Below are 14,398 nucleotides of genomic sequence, written 5' to 3' on the forward strand. Positions count from 1 at the left end.
CATAACAGCGTGGAGGTTAGTTGCTGGCAATTAAGCTAACTGACAAAAACGTAATGTAGATCAATAAAACGAAGCGGTTCTTGATCTTTGAATTGAACTGGCAACGACATAATCGGTGCGCATCCATTGATTGTGTCCATCCCTACGGTGCATCGTGCCTCCAATCATTTAGGAGAGACATGTGCTCTGCCGAGAGCTGGATTCTCCCGAGTGCGGCTTGAACTACAGATAGGGCTCGATCTTTAAAAAGCGCGCCAGCCAGGCATTGAAGCGACGCCATGGATTGGCCGGTTCACGTTTGAGCCTGAGCGCGCGGCCTTGGTCATCCTCATAGTTCCAGACAAGCCCGGCGCTCTGACTACAATCGCCGAGTTCGACTTCGTAGCTCACGGTTCCGGATTGCCCCTCAGCCACCAGCTGGCGTACAGCACTGGCCAACGTCGGGCTGTCGATCAGAACGCCAACTTCGGAATTCCACAGAACCGAGCGTGGGTCCAGGTTCAGAGGGCCGATGAATACCTGACGACCATCGAACACGGCCGCTTTGCTATGCAGACTCACCGGCGTGTCGGCGAGCCTGTAGCGCGAGTGCGTTGCCGGTTTTTTCCGCATCTCGAACAGCCTTACGCCGGCGCGCAACAGAGCCGCGCGATAGGGCTGGTAGCCACCGTGTACCAGTGGAACGTCCGTCGCCTCCAGCGAATTGGTCAGTACCCGGACCGACACTCCCCTACCTGCACAATTACTTAGATAATCCAGCCCCGCTCGGGTGGGCACAAAGTAAGCGGACACCATCACCAGCTCTCGGCGAACGGCCTGCGCCACGGGCAGTAGCGGCGCAGTCATCATCTCGCCTTCGTCGGGCACCGTAGCCGTCGCAAGCTTGCCGGGCGGATCCCACAGCGCTGTGCCCTTCGCCCAGACCAATTGATCCAGCCATGTGCCGAGCTGTGGCGCTTGACGGTAAGCGGTCAGCTGCGCGCAATGGTCCGCGTCCTTGTTACAGGCATCGTCTATTTCCTGCGCCAGGGGCCGAGGTTGCTGCCTTCGTCCGAACCGCCTGATGGATTTACGCAGGCATTGATCGATGGGCACGGCCAGTGAATGTTGCCAGTACTCCTCGAAACTGCCGGACAGATCGCTGGCTACGGGACCGACACACAGCAGGTCGATGTCGACGAAATTGCGATCAGCGTCGACATCGTAATATTCATCGCCGAGGTTTCGCCCGCCCATGACGACCAGATTGCGATCAGCCAGCAGCAGCTTGTTATGCATCCGCCGATGTTGATGAGGGAGCTCAAGCAGGCGACCCATAGGTCGCGTGATGGCTCGTTTGCGGCCCTTTCTCGGCGGGTTGAACACCTTCATCTCGATGTTGGGATGGGCGGCGCTGAGCAGAATGCGGTGATCGCGCGCATCGCTGGCGAAGTCATCGAGCAACAGCCGGATATGCACGCCGCGGCTGGCCGCCTGTAGCAGCTCGCCAAGCAACAGGCGTGTGCTGATACCGTCGTGGGTAATGTAGTACTGCAGGTCGAGCGACTCGGTGGCCTGCGTTATGGCTTCGGCCCGCGCATTGAACGCATCCTCGCCGGACAGCAGCAGACGAAATCCCGAATGGCCGGGCGTGGAGGCCTGGATCAGAGCGTCGACACGCGCCTTCAAGCTCGATATGGGCGTATCGCCGCCCACCGACGTTCGGTGCGCCGAGCCGGACCGGAGGTAGGGTGCTCGTCCGAAGCCGTCCGGACAGTTCATGCGGCCGGCTCGGCCATCAGTAAAAGTCAAATCAGCCCTCGCATTGGACGTCGTTTAGCGCGGTATTGGCGCGTCGGCATGCAGTAACCCCTGATCCTTGGCCGCCGCCCAGAAGGCAGCCGGTACAGGCGCATCAACTATCGATGCAACGTTTTCTCGGACCTGCTCGGGGCTGCTCGCCCCGGCTACTACAGCTGCCACAACGTCCGGTGCATTGCAGAACTGCAACGCCGCGGTGCGCAGATCGACGCCGTGATCACGCGCCAGCGTCCGATAGCGCTCGCGTTTGTCGGCAATATCGGCCGGCGCACCTCGGTCGTAATTGAAATACTCGCCACCGGCCAAGTAGCCAGAGTTGAGCGGCGCGCCGAGCACCAGCGAGACGTTGCGTTTCGCACAAGCAGGAAAGGCGCGCGTGAGCGCATCCTCATGTTTCAGCAGCGAATACTGAGTGGCCAGCAAGCTGATATCCGGATCAGAGGCGTCCAGCGCGTCGAGCAGTGGCTCGAGCGTATTGACGCCCAGCCCCCAGCCCTTGATCAGCCCCTCCTCCCGCATCTTCACCAGTTCAGGCATGGCGCCCTTGCGCGCCACTTCGAAATGCTCGCGCCATTGTTCACCCATGTGGTCGGGTGACAGGTCGTGAATGAACACCATGTCCAGGCGCGGCACGCCCAGGCGCTGCAGGCTGTCTTCGATGGAGCGACGGGTAGCGGACGCTGAGAAATCCCATTCGGGACGGAAGTTGTCCACCCCCTGCCAACCGGGATGGTCATAGCCCGGATCGGGTTCGAGCAGCCGCCCGGTCTTGGATGACAGTACGTAGCCGTCGCGATCGCGCGGGTAAAGTAACTGGCCGACCCGGCGCTCACTCAGACCCAGCCCGTACCAGGGCGAGGTGTCGTAATAACGGATGCCCTGCTCCCAGGCAGCCTTGAGAATGGCGCGCGCCTGTTCCTCGCTGATCTGGCGCCGCATGTCGCCCAGCGCGATGGCGCCCCCGAGGCCAAAGCGTTGTGGCGGTCGATAGCGAGGGTGATCGCCCTCGTTGCGTGGCAGTGAATCGGGCGAACGGCTCGCTACCTGATCCTCTGTGGTCTGCGCCAGCAGCGGCGGTGCAGTCAGCGCCAGTGCACTGCCGGCAGCCAATGTAGAAAGAAAGACGCGACGCTGCATGTTGCCTCCTAACCGTGTGCGGCCTGCGTGCAGACCTTTAGATGTTGCCCGCCGTGTACGCCGGGACCTCAGGCACCCCACTTCGCCGCGTGATGTGACCCCTATCGTCACGTGGCTACGAGGATCTGGCCGCTGCGCATATCCATGTCGACCAGTAGCCTCATAGTGACTGTCGGGCCCGGGCGGCGGCATTCCAGCGCACAGCCGCGCGGTCACGCACTCGCCTGCCGCCAACGGCTGCCCGCGCTGCCCGCGCTGCCCGCGCTGCCCGCGCTGCCCGCTCAAGGATGCGGCACATCGTCCTTGCTGGCCGGTTCCTGCGCGACTTTGTTCTGCATGCGCGCCCGGTCATCAGCGTTGGTGTCCAGGCTGTGCTGTTCGCTCGCGTGGCGGCGGTCGTATTGCAGTTCGATGAACATTGGAAAGTGATCCGACCCGATATCCGTCAGGCGCTTGATGCGCACGACGCGAAAGTGAGCACTGTGGAAGAAGTGATCCAGCGGCCAGCGCAGCAAACGGTGCTGCGCATGAAAAGTGTTGAACATGCCGCGACCGATGCGCGGATCGAGCAGGCCGCTGATCTTGCGGAACAGCCGAGTAGTCGGCGACCAGGCTACGTCGTTCAGATCGCCAGTGATGATCACCGGTTCATCGGTCTGCTTGACGCTGCGCCCGACGATCAGCAGTTCGACGTCACGTTCGGTGGACTCGTCGTTTTCGGTCGGGCTCGGCGGTGCCGGATGCAGGAAATGCATTCGCACGCCCAGCTCGTCATTGACCCGCAGCCGGGCGTGCATCGAGGGGATATTGTCCTGCACCAGGTAACTCAGCCGCTGATTCTCCAAGGGCAACCGCGAGAACACGTGCATGCCGTAGAGGTTGTCCAACGGACAGCGGATGCTATAGGGGTAGTCGTCGCTGAGGACCTGCAGCTGGTCCTCCCACCATTGGTCGCTCTCGAGCGTGACCAATACATCCGGACGGTACTGTCTCACCAGAGCGATCAGGCGGTCGGCATGGCGGTTCGGGGTGAGCACATTGGAGGACAGGATACGAATCCGCGGACCGTCGTCGTTCGGGTCGGCCCAATCGGCCTCACAGTGCACCAACGGCGTGTACGGGCGTATCCACCACCACTGGTAGGCCAGGCACCCCAGCGTCGCGGGTGGCAGTAGCAGGTTCCAGTAGTTGGAAAAATCCAGCAGTACGAGCTGAATCAGCAGCAGCGCCAGCAACAACGCACCGATCTGCAACTTGGGGAAATCCCAGCCGCGTATCCACCAGCTCGGGTTGCTCCAGTATTGAATGAGAGTGACCGCCACGAATACCACCGTCACCCCAACCAGGATGCCTTGGGTCATGGCTTGCCCTCCACTGTTTGAGTCCAGTCCATAGCTAGTTCGGATCGGCCTTCGCGCTGATTGTTCCTCTGCGCAGTAACGGCTGCCTGCCGGGCGGTCTGGAACCCGCCCGAACCGGGTCGCTCTACTGCCCAGTGCCTGACGATCTTTCCGCCCGACATGCCGGCGCCGCCGCGACGGATGGCGAAATGTCGACAGCCCATGCGACTCAGCCGAGGAGACCCGACCATGCCTGCGCTATCTGCAAAACCTGAATGTTGCTGGACTGCCAGCGCACCCCACTGCGAATTTCCGCCAGCGACTGGCCACAGCGAATGCGACGTCGTCGTGGTCGGCGCCGGCATCGTCGGACTGAGCGCAGCCATGACCCTTTGCGAGGCAGGCAAGAAGGTCGTGGTGCTCGAAGCGCGCGAAGTCGGCCGGCAGGTCACTGGTCGCTCGACCGCAAAGGTCACCACACAGCACGCGCTCATCTACCGACACCTGATCGACACCTTTGGCCAGGACCTGGCGCAGTGCTACGCCGACGTCAACCGCGAAGCGGTGAACCGCATTCGTCAGTGGGTAAAGAGCCTGGAGATCGATTGTGACTACCAGCGCCAATCCGCCTTCGCCTATGCCTGTTCGGCCGACGCCCGCGAAGCCATCGAGCGCGAGGCCGAGGCGGCACACTGTCTGGGGTTTGCAGCGCGTGTACTCGACCGTGCCCCTCTGCCCTTCGAGACCACCGGTGCGCTGGAATTTCCCGATCAGGCACAGTTCAATCCGACCCGCTACCTGGTCGGTCTCGCGGCGGCAGTACAGGCTCGCGGTGGGCAGATCCACCAGCAGACCCGCGCCCTGAGCTTCGAGCGCAACGAGCGCTGGCAGATAGGCTTCGACGGCGGCGCGATCCAGGCCGACCAGGTGATCATTGCCACGCACCTGCCGGTGGAGACGCCAATCGATATGGCCAGCCCCACTCAACCGCGCTGTCACGTGGCAATCGCCTTCCGGCCAGAGGATGGCGCCAGCCTCGACGGCATGTTCATTGCGGTTGAAGAGCCGACCCATTCGATTCGCATGGGCCGCGACGAACACGGCCCGCTGCTGCTCGTGCTTGGGCCGCGCTTCAACACCGGACAGGACGGCGACGTGGCGAAGCGATTTGTCGATCTAGAGCAATGGGCGCGCAGCAACCTGCCAGTCGGTGAAGCGGTGTGGCGTTGGTGCAACGAGGATTACGACACGGCCGACCGCATGGCCTACGTTGGCGAAGCGGACCCCGAGCAGGCGCCCGGGCTGTTCATCGCGACCGGATTCAACGCTTGGGGCATCAGCAACGGCACCGCCGCAGGGCTCGGCATCGCCCGCCAGATAGTGACCGGACGCAGGCCATGGAAGACGCTGTTCGATCCCCAGCGTCCGTCGCCGGACGACTACAACCAGAGCACTGAGAGTCAGTCGCAGGTCGATGATCTGGAGGCCATCGGCCCGGGCGAAGGTGGCGTGATCACCCGCGGCGATGAACAGATTGCAGTATGGCGCGACGATGCCGGCGCGCTGCATGGCGTCTCCGCGGCCTGCACGCACATGGGCTGCAGCGTGACCTGGAACAACGCCGACCGCACCTGGGACTGCCCGTGCCACGGCTCGATCTTCCAGGCCGACGGCAAAGTCATCCATGGTCCGGCCACGCAGCCCCTGGCCAGCAAGCCGCTCTGACGCATCGGGGGCATTTGTAATGCCGAAGCACGCTCGGAAGCGGCTTCGGCTGGCTGACATTGCTCTCGTTGGTGAACACAGCTCGTTTGCAGAGGCGATGCATAGCCTTGAGGCGCTGCTGGTCGGCTAGGTGACTATTGGCTGGTAAGCCATAGATAACCTTCTGACATACATCGCCCGTGCATTTTTACCTGATCTGAGGGCATCCTTTCGCACATAGGTTCGTGCCACCCGGAGACGCTGTTCGGTGTCCGGATGGCGAGAGTCTGTTCGCCGAAGCGACCTGAGCAAGCCGATCCGCTGTCCGCATACAGAAAAAAATGTGACGCTGGGCCGCGGCGCAGCTCCAATAGACACCACATAAAGAGTAGCGATCGCCATGCATGCCACGCTTCCTCTTCTCAACGCCCTGGCGTTTCCCCCGATCAGTCGCGGGTCGCTGGAGGCTTTGCAGGTCAACCTGACCTACCGCTGCAATCAGCGCTGTTTGCATTGCCATGTGAACGCCGGGCCGACGCGCACGGAGGCGATGACCGATGAAAGCCTGAGCCTGCTGCATGAGGTAATCGACGCGCACCCGGTGCACACACTCGACCTAACCGGCGGCGCACCGGAGATGCACCCTCGTTTTCGCGAGATAGTCATCCACGCGCGGCGAGAGGGGCTGAGGGTGATCGACCGCTGCAACCTGACGATCCTGAGCGAACCGGGATACGAAGATCTGGCTGAGTTCCTTGCCGACCAGGGCGTTGAGATCACCGCCTCCCTGCCCTGCTACTCGCGTGAAAACGTCGACAAGCAACGCGGCGACGGCGTGTTCGAAGCCAGCATCGCCGGGCTACGAAAACTCAACCGCCTCGGCTACGGAGCCGAGGGCAGTGATCGCATCCTCAATCTGGTCTACAACCCCCAAGGCCCCAGCCTGCCACCCCCGCAGAACCAACTCGAGGCCGACTACAAGAGCCACCTGGAGCAAGACTTCGGCATTCATTTCAATCACCTGCTGACGATTACCAACCAGCCCATCGCCCGCTTCGGCAGTACCCTGATCAGCAAGGGCCAATTCGGTGATTACATGCAGCTGCTGCGCGACAGTTACCGACCGGCGAATCTCGGCGCGTTGATGTGCCGCAGCCTGATCAGCGTGGATTGGCAGGGCTATTTGTATGACTGCGACTTCAACCAGATGCTCGACCTGCCAATGGCCATGCCCGAGCTGATTGGTCGCGACCGACCACACTTGCGCAACCTGCTGCAGACGACGAGCCTCAACGGCAACGCCATCGTCACGCGTGACCATTGCTACGCCTGCACCGCCGGGCAAGGCTCGAGCTGCGGTGGCAGCCTGAGCGATTAGAGGTAAGGCGCAATAGCAAGCGGCTGGACTAGCCGACCAGGCCTCAATGAACGGAGACGCAAGGATGAACAGCCGCAAAGTGGCCTTGATAGCCTTGGTGCTGGTCCTGCTGGCAGGCTTCTTCGTATTCGATATCGGCCAGTACCTCAACCTCGATGCGCTCAAGGCGCAGCAAGCAGCGCTTGATGCGCAGGTGCAGGCTCACCCCTGGATCGCTGGCAGCGTATTCTTTATCGTCTATGTGTTGGTTACCGCGCTATCCCTGCCTGGCGCGGCGCTGATGACGCTAGTGGGTGGCGCGCTGTTCGGCCTGCTGGGCGGCACCTTGCTGGCCTCCTTTGCGTCGACACTGGGGGCGACTCTGGCGATGCTGCTCAGCCGCTACCTGCTTCGCGACTGGGTACAAACACGCTTCCAACAGCGACTCGCGAAAATCGACCAGGGGATCGAGCGCGAAGGCGCCAGCTACCTGTTTGCCTTACGTCTGGTGCCTGTCTTTCCCTTCTTCCTGATCAATCTGGCGATGGGCCTTACGCGACTGCCCGTCCGGACATTCTGGTGGGCCAGTCAGCTGGGGATGCTCCCCGGCACCCTGGTCTATGTAAATGCCGGACGCGAGCTCGGCCAGCTGCAATCACTTGGCGGAATTCTCTCGCCGGGCCTGATCGGCGCCTTCGTCCTGTTGGGGCTGTTGCCCGTCCTGTCGCGCAAGGCGCTGGACGGGTTCAAAGCGCGCAAGGTGTACGCCGGTTGGGATAAGCCTCGTCATTTCGACCGCAATCTGGTGGTCATCGGCGCGGGGTCTGGTGGCCTGGTCAGCGCCTATATCGCCGCAGCCGTAAAAGCCAAGGTCACCCTGATCGAAAAACACAAGATGGGTGGCGATTGCCTGAATACAGGCTGCGTGCCTTCGAAGGCGCTGATCCGTTCGGCGAGACTGGCCAGCGATCTGAAGAAAGCCGAACAGCTGGGCTTCAAGCCAATCGACGCAGAAGTGGACTTTGCCGCGGTCATGGCGCGCATTCAGCGCGTGATTACCACGGTCGAGCCGCACGATTCAGTCGAGCGGTACACCGGGCTCGGTGTCGAGGTGATCGAGGGCGAGGCGCGGATCACTTCGCCGTGGACGGTTGAGGTCAACGGCCAGCGAATCACCACCCGCGCCATCGTCATCGCCACCGGCGCGGGGCCAACGGTGCCGAGCATCCCCGGTATCGAGCAGGTTGCGCCGCTCACCTCGGATACGGTGTGGGCGCTGCGCGAGCAGCCGAAACGGCTGCTGGTGCTCGGCGGCGGGCCAATCGGTTGCGAGTTGGCCCAGGCTTTTCAGCGTCTCGGCTGCCAGGTCACACTGGTGCAGCGCAACGAGCGCCTGCTACCCCGTGAGGACGCCGATGCCAGCGCCGCAGTACTGGCGGGCTTGCGTGCTGACGGCGTGGATGTGCGTCTGGGGCACAACGCTGAACGCTTCACGGAGGGACAGCGGCAGCTCGTCTGTCGCAGTCTTGATAGCGACGGCGAAGTGGTTATTGAGTTTGACCAAGTGCTGCTGGCGCTGGGCCGCACCGCCAATATCAAGGGTTTTGGTGTCGAGGAGTTGCGGTTGGAGGTGCGGAAAAACGGCACCCTCGCCACCGATGATTACCTGGCTACTCGCTTCCCCAACATCTACGCCGTCGGCGACGTGACCGGGCCTTTTCAGTTCACCCATGTGTCCTCTCACCAAGCTTGGTACGGCGCAGTGAACGGGCTCTTCGGCGAGTTCAAACGCTTCAAAGTGGACTATCGCGTGATTCCTTGGTCGACCTTTACTGACCCGGAAGTGGCACATGTCGGGCTCAACGAACGGGAGGCGAAGGCTCAGGGTGTCCCCTATGAAGTCACCCGCTTCAGCATCGATGAGCTTGATCGCGCCATTGCCGACGAGGCCACGCATGGCTATATCAAAGTGCTGACGGTGCCAGGCAAGGACCAGATTCTCGGCACCACCATCGTCGGCGAGCATGCGGGTGACCTGATCACCGAATACGTCTCGGCGATGAAACACGGTTTGGGTCTGAACAAGATTCTCGGCACCATCCACATCTACCCGACACTGGCCGAAGCCAACAAGTTTGTCGCAGGCGAATGGAAACGTGCTCATGCACCGACCACGGTGCTGCGCTGGGTCGCGCGGTTTCATCGCTGGCGACGTGGCGGCAGCGCGGATTCGTAATGACCATGGCAAAGCGCGGTTCAAGTCCGCGTAAACAGAAACGGCACGGTCACTTATTGATCGTATAGGTAAAGCAGCGGATGAAACTCAACGGCTAGCAGCTGGACCTTGCATCGAATGCCCGACAGTACAGATCCAAAGACACCTTCAACGCCTCGCTGCAACGATCGGCAGAGCGGCCTCTCCAAACCGAATACAACCGCAGCGCCGAGATGTGCCGCATCCGACGTCCCCAACGAGCCAGCTTGATGACTACAAAGCAAACCCTTCCAACCGACGCAGCGCTGGTCCTCATTTGCAAGCGACCTGCCCTAGGCCACGGCAAACAGCGCCTGGCCGTGCAGGTCGGCCTCGAGCGAGCCTTGAATATCGCCGAGCATCTGCTGGATTGCGCACTGGAAGACCTGCGCAGCTGGTCCGGGCCGGTCGTCATTGCCCCCGATCAGAGGGATGCGTGTGACTGGGCCACACAGCTGATGCCGCAGGCTCTGTGTCTGGCGCAGACTGCCGGCAATCTGGGCGAACGAATCAACAACCTGGACCACAGCTTGCGCGGCCGCGGCCACCGGCAGCTTCTGTACATCGGAAGCGATGCCCCGGCGCTCACACCGGATGACTATCAGCGGGTACACGCTGCGTTGGAGACACGCGATACGGTGCTCGTGGCTGCGCGAGACGGAGGGGTGGTGCTGATGGCGTCGAACCTTCCGTGGCCGGATCTGGCTGACCTGCCTTGGAGCACGCCTGAGCTGGGTCACGCACTAACAGAAGCATGCCGGCGAGCCGGTCACTCGGTCGCGCTCTGCGGGGAGTCGTTCGATATCGACGAACAAGCAGACCTGCCCCTTGCAGCCCAGGCGCTCGCTGACGACCCCCGAGCAGCGAGGCGGAGACTGTTAAAGACGCTGAACAATCTTGAGGGACGACAAGCGTGAGCTCATCGGGGATCAGCGTGATCATTCCGTGCCTGCACGACGAAGAGCACCTTGATCAGCTGCTTCTGCAATTGCGTCTGGCTGAGTCAGCAACCGGAATACCGCTGCAAATCGTCGTAGTGGATGCGGCTGTCAGTGAGCGATGCCAAGCGCTGTGCCGGAGCCGCGATGCGCTGTGGTCATCGGCAACGCCGTCGAGAGGCGAGCAGTTACGCCAGGGAGCCGCGCTCTCAGTGCATGAGACCCTCTGGTTTCTGCATGCCGACGCCCATCTGGGGCGTCAGGCACTGATGGCCGTAAGCGAGGCCATAGAGGAAGGTGCTACGGGAGGCTACTTCGCCTTCCGCTTCAGCGACACCAACTGTTGGCAGGGCCGCTTGATCGAACGCCTGGTGGCGTGGCGAAACCGGGTCGGCGTGCCCTATGGCGACCAAGGAATCTTCGCTCGCCGCACGGCCTACTTCGCCGCAGGGCAGCACGCGCCCTGGCCGCTTTTCGAGGAAGTGCCCCTGGTCAAAGGATTGCGCCAGCAGGGAATTTTTCAGCGCCTCGAGCATGGCCTTGGGGTCAGCTCACGCCGCTGGCAACGTGACGGCTGGTGGCGCCGCGCCTGCCGAAACCGCCTGTTAGCCATTGCGTTCATGCTCAAGTTGTCGCCCTTCACGCTTGCGCGGCTGTATGCCAGAAAAACAGTCCCGAAACGGTAACTGCCACTGACACGCCAAAGGGATTAGGCGGTCGCCTGCTCCAACCACCCGAGCAGCTGAATGGCCTCCTGCTCAGAGTCTCCACAAATCTCACGATCGGCTTGAAACTGACCACAAACAGCGGGCCTGGACGAATGGCCGAATAGCCCGCAGAGGTTTCGCTCGGAAAGATGCAGGCAGCGCTCACCCGCCGGTTTGCCATAAGGCATACCGGGAATCGGCGAACTGATCGAAGGGGCAATACAGCAGGCACCGCAACCGGGACGGCAATTCATTTCAACGTCCGAAATGAAATAACGGGGCGGCGATCATAATCGCCGCCCCGGCAAAAGGCACTAGCGCTGCGCAGCGTTCGTCAGATACTTGCGAGACCCTATCCAGGGCCAATAGGATTCGCCACCGCCCCGGAGTGTCCTATGCCTATCTGGATTCAGACCGCTGCACTGCTTTGCATTTCTAACCTGTTCATGACCTTCGCCTGGTACGGTCATCTGAAGACGCTCAACGGTAAACCCTGGCTGATAGCCGCGTTGATCAGCTGGGGCATCGCCCTGTTTGAATACCTGATCATGGTGCCGGCCAACCGCATCGGTTACACCGAGCTGTCCATCGGCCAGCTGAAGATCATGCAGGAAGTCATCACCCTCGCCATCTTCGTGCCGTTCAGCGTGCTGTACATGCAGCAACCCATGAAGCTCGACTACCTATGGGCCGGGTTGTGTTTGCTGGGGGCGGTTTACTTCATCTTTCGCGCATAGCAGCCGTTTCGACGGGTATTTCCGCACTTTGCCATGCCGCAATACGACCTGATGACGGCGTTCAGCGGCTTCGGCATACTGGCCGCCCTTTTCCCACCCTTTAGAGATTTTCCGAATGTTCAAGGTCAACGAATACTTCGACGGCACCGTCAAATCCATCGCCTTCGACATGGCAGCAGGCCCGGCCACCATCGGCGTCATGGCCCCCGGCGAATATGAGTTCGGCACGAATCAGTTGGAAGTTATGCACGTTGTCGCTGGCAGCCTCGACGTGAAACTGCCGGGAAGCGAAAACTACGAAACTTTCGGCGCTGGCACCCATTTCACCGTACCGGCCAACAGCAAGTTTCAGCTGAAAGTAGCCGAGGCGACTGCCTACTTGTGTGAGTACCGCTAAGCGGCAGATTTGATACGCGGCAATCCGGGCTTTTGTTGCGGTGGATGGGTAAGGCGCCATCCACCCTACGTCCCCTGTAACCCGCAGGGTGCGCCGGGCGGCGCTCCGCTTCAGCCCACCCAGCCGCAGCACGGTGAACCGCTCCTCGTAGGATGGAATCGCCAGAGGCGCTTCCGTCGTTTACCACGGACGGCGCCGTTTCTCACCGCAGCACCACAACCGCATCAACCGGACCTCGGACTACTCCGTCGGCTAATCCACCCTTGTATCTCGACTACCACGCTATGTTGGGGTGATAGTTCCCGACTGATCATCGGGGGAAGGCCAGGAAGCCGTATCCACCCTTAGGCTTTGAGCCTGCGACGTAGATAGCGCTGCGGCCTGCCAGCCCGGCGCATTCTACTCGAATTCGCCATCCGTGCAAGCCTTTATTTTCGATAACTTCTTGATTTACAAGAGGTTTCGCTAAAGGCCTGCGCCGGAGAAGGTGCGCATTATAGGCACTCAGATTCTCACGTCAACGGTTGTTTTAGCTTTGATTGAATTAAGGAACCGTGGCTGTCTACGCTGCCTATATATGTACCAACATCGGACCTACCTTGGATTCCTTCAAACTGAGTTCTACAGGCCTTACACTCATATCCTTATCCTCATCATCCGAAGATCGATATGCCGCGCATACCTGTAGAGCCACTCGACCTGCTGTTACTTCCGACCTGGCTAGTCCCAGTCGAACCAGCTGGTGTTGTGCTGAAGAACCATGCGCTGGGAATCCGTGACGGGCGCATTGTGCTGATAGCTCCCCGTGAAGAGGCCGATCAGTACCTCGCTAATGAAACGCGTGACCTTTCCGGAATGCTTCTTGCGCCAGGGCTTGTAAATGCTCATGGCCACGCAGCGATGACCCTTTTCCGGGGACTGGCCGATGACCTGCCGCTGATGACGTGGCTACGCGAGCATGTTTGGCCAGCAGAAAGTCGGTGGGTCGATGAGGCGTTCATCAAAACAGGCACCGAGCTGGCTATCGCGGAACAGCTGCAAAGTGGCATCACCTGTTTCTCAGACATGTACTTCTTTCCAGAGGTTGTCAGCCAGCTTGCTCACAAGCACGGGATTCGCGCGCAGATAACGATTCCAGTGCTGAACTTCCCCATACCGGGTGCCCGCGACGCCGATGAGGCTCTTCGTAAAGGCGTCGCGCTGTTCGACGACCTCAAACACCACCCGCGCTTGAGTATTGCCTTTGGCCCCCATGCTCCCTATTCGGTTGGCGACGATAAGCTGGAAAGCATCCGGACTCTGGTCGCGGAAATGGACATCGGGATTCATATGCACGTTCACGAAACTGCAAATGAAGTAGAAGAGGCGATTCGCCAGTACGGCGAGCGCCCGCTCGCTCGCTTGGCCCGCCTGCAGCTTCTAGGGCCGCGCTTTCAAGCGGTGCACATGACCCAGGTAAACGACGACGACATCGCTCTGCTGGTGGAGCACAACTGCAGCGTGATCCATTGCCCTGAGTCCAACCTCAAGTTGGCCAGCGGCTTTTGTCCAGTGGAGCGTTTATGGGAAGCAGGCGTCAATGTGGCCATCGGTACCGATGGGGCTGCCAGCAACAACGACCTTGATCTACTGGGAGAAACCCGCACTGCGGCACTGGTTGCAAAAGGCGTGTCGGGCTCAGCGACCGCGCTCAATGCCCATCGTGCGCTGCGTATGGCGACGCTCAACGGTGCACGGGCGCTCGGGCTGGACGACCATACCGGCTCCATCGAAGTCGGCAAATTTGCGGACCTGGTAGCCTTCGATCTATCGCGCCTAGCGCAGCAGCCTGTCTATGATCCCGTGTCTCAACTGATCTATTCCTGTAGCCGGGATTGCGTGCGACATGTGTGGGTCGCTGGCAAGCACCTGCTCGACGACCGTCAACTGACCCGCATGGACGAGGAAGAGCTCATCGCCACAGCCCAGGAGTGGGGAAACAAGATCGGCTCTAAACACTGACGCGAAGCTACCCTCAACCGATACTC

At 61.0% G+C, this 14,398-nt stretch carries 12 protein-coding genes; 8 read left to right on the forward strand and 4 right to left on the reverse strand.

Going from position 1 to position 14,398, the window contains the following annotated elements:
• Positions 1-222: 222 nt before the first annotated feature.
• The 3 genes from ALTERO38_RS11355 to ALTERO38_RS11365 form a co-directional block, all read right to left on the reverse strand.
• Complete coding sequence (locus tag ALTERO38_RS11355) at positions 223-1,761, reverse strand: phosphatidylserine/phosphatidylglycerophosphate/cardiolipin synthase family protein (protein ID WP_159968443.1); 1,539 nt, start codon at positions 1,759-1,761, stop codon at positions 223-225.
• A gap of 54 nt (positions 1,762-1,815) precedes the next feature.
• Positions 1,816-2,937, reverse strand: coding sequence for an aldo/keto reductase (locus ALTERO38_RS11360; RefSeq protein WP_159968444.1), 1,122 nt, complete (start codon positions 2,935-2,937; stop codon positions 1,816-1,818).
• Positions 2,938-3,218: 281 nt separating this feature from the next.
• A complete protein-coding gene (locus ALTERO38_RS11365) occupies positions 3,219-4,298 on the reverse strand; it encodes an endonuclease/exonuclease/phosphatase family protein (protein WP_159968445.1) in 1,080 nt (359 codons plus the stop codon).
• A 228-nt stretch (positions 4,299-4,526) separates the two neighbouring features.
• Between ALTERO38_RS11365 and ALTERO38_RS11370 the strand changes: the two genes are divergently transcribed.
• From ALTERO38_RS11370 to ALTERO38_RS11390, 5 genes are all read left to right on the forward strand, one after another.
• Entirely contained in the window at positions 4,527-6,002 is a 1,476-nt protein-coding gene (locus ALTERO38_RS11370; RefSeq protein WP_159968446.1) for an FAD-dependent oxidoreductase, read from the forward strand.
• 379 nt (positions 6,003-6,381) lie between these two features.
• Complete coding sequence (arsS, locus tag ALTERO38_RS11375) at positions 6,382-7,359, forward strand: arsenosugar biosynthesis radical SAM (seleno)protein ArsS (protein WP_159968447.1); 978 nt, start codon at positions 6,382-6,384, stop codon at positions 7,357-7,359.
• 64 nt (positions 7,360-7,423) lie between these two features.
• Positions 7,424-9,574: an FAD-dependent oxidoreductase gene (locus ALTERO38_RS11380; protein ID WP_159968448.1), complete on the forward strand. Its 2,151-nt coding sequence runs from the start codon at positions 7,424-7,426 to the stop codon at positions 9,572-9,574.
• 248 nt (positions 9,575-9,822) lie between these two features.
• A complete protein-coding gene (locus tag ALTERO38_RS11385) occupies positions 9,823-10,509 on the forward strand; it encodes a DUF2064 domain-containing protein (protein WP_159968449.1) in 687 nt (228 codons plus the stop codon).
• The gene (locus tag ALTERO38_RS11390; RefSeq protein WP_218581727.1) at positions 10,506-11,216 is read left to right on the forward strand and encodes a hypothetical protein; all 711 of its coding nucleotides are present in this window, start codon (positions 10,506-10,508) and stop codon (positions 11,214-11,216) included. The genes ALTERO38_RS11385 and ALTERO38_RS11390 overlap by 4 nt, the downstream gene beginning before the upstream one ends.
• Positions 11,217-11,239: 23 nt before the next feature.
• Here the strand turns inward: ALTERO38_RS11390 and ALTERO38_RS11395 are convergent, their stop codons facing one another.
• Positions 11,240-11,491: a YkgJ family cysteine cluster protein gene (locus ALTERO38_RS11395; RefSeq protein ID WP_159968450.1), complete on the reverse strand. Its 252-nt coding sequence runs from the start codon at positions 11,489-11,491 to the stop codon at positions 11,240-11,242.
• A gap of 141 nt (positions 11,492-11,632) precedes the next feature.
• Between ALTERO38_RS11395 and ALTERO38_RS11400 the strand changes: the two genes are divergently transcribed.
• From ALTERO38_RS11400 to ALTERO38_RS11410, 3 genes are all read left to right on the forward strand, one after another.
• Positions 11,633-11,974, forward strand: coding sequence for a DMT family protein (locus tag ALTERO38_RS11400; RefSeq protein ID WP_159968451.1), 342 nt, complete (start codon positions 11,633-11,635; stop codon positions 11,972-11,974).
• Between the two features lie 115 nt (positions 11,975-12,089).
• Positions 12,090-12,371, forward strand: a complete 282-nt coding sequence (locus ALTERO38_RS11405) for a pyrimidine/purine nucleoside phosphorylase (RefSeq protein WP_159968452.1) — start codon at positions 12,090-12,092, stop codon at positions 12,369-12,371.
• Between the two features lie 669 nt (positions 12,372-13,040).
• Positions 13,041-14,372 carry a TRZ/ATZ family hydrolase gene (locus tag ALTERO38_RS11410; protein WP_159968453.1) on the forward strand — a complete coding sequence of 444 codons (1,332 nt, stop codon included), beginning with the start codon at positions 13,041-13,043 and terminating at the stop codon, positions 14,370-14,372.
• Positions 14,373-14,398 lie beyond the last annotated feature (26 nt).

Source organism: Pseudomonas sp. 9Ag, assembly GCF_902506445.1.
In the GTDB taxonomy this organism is placed as follows: domain Bacteria; phylum Pseudomonadota; class Gammaproteobacteria; order Pseudomonadales; family Pseudomonadaceae; genus Stutzerimonas; species Stutzerimonas stutzeri_AB.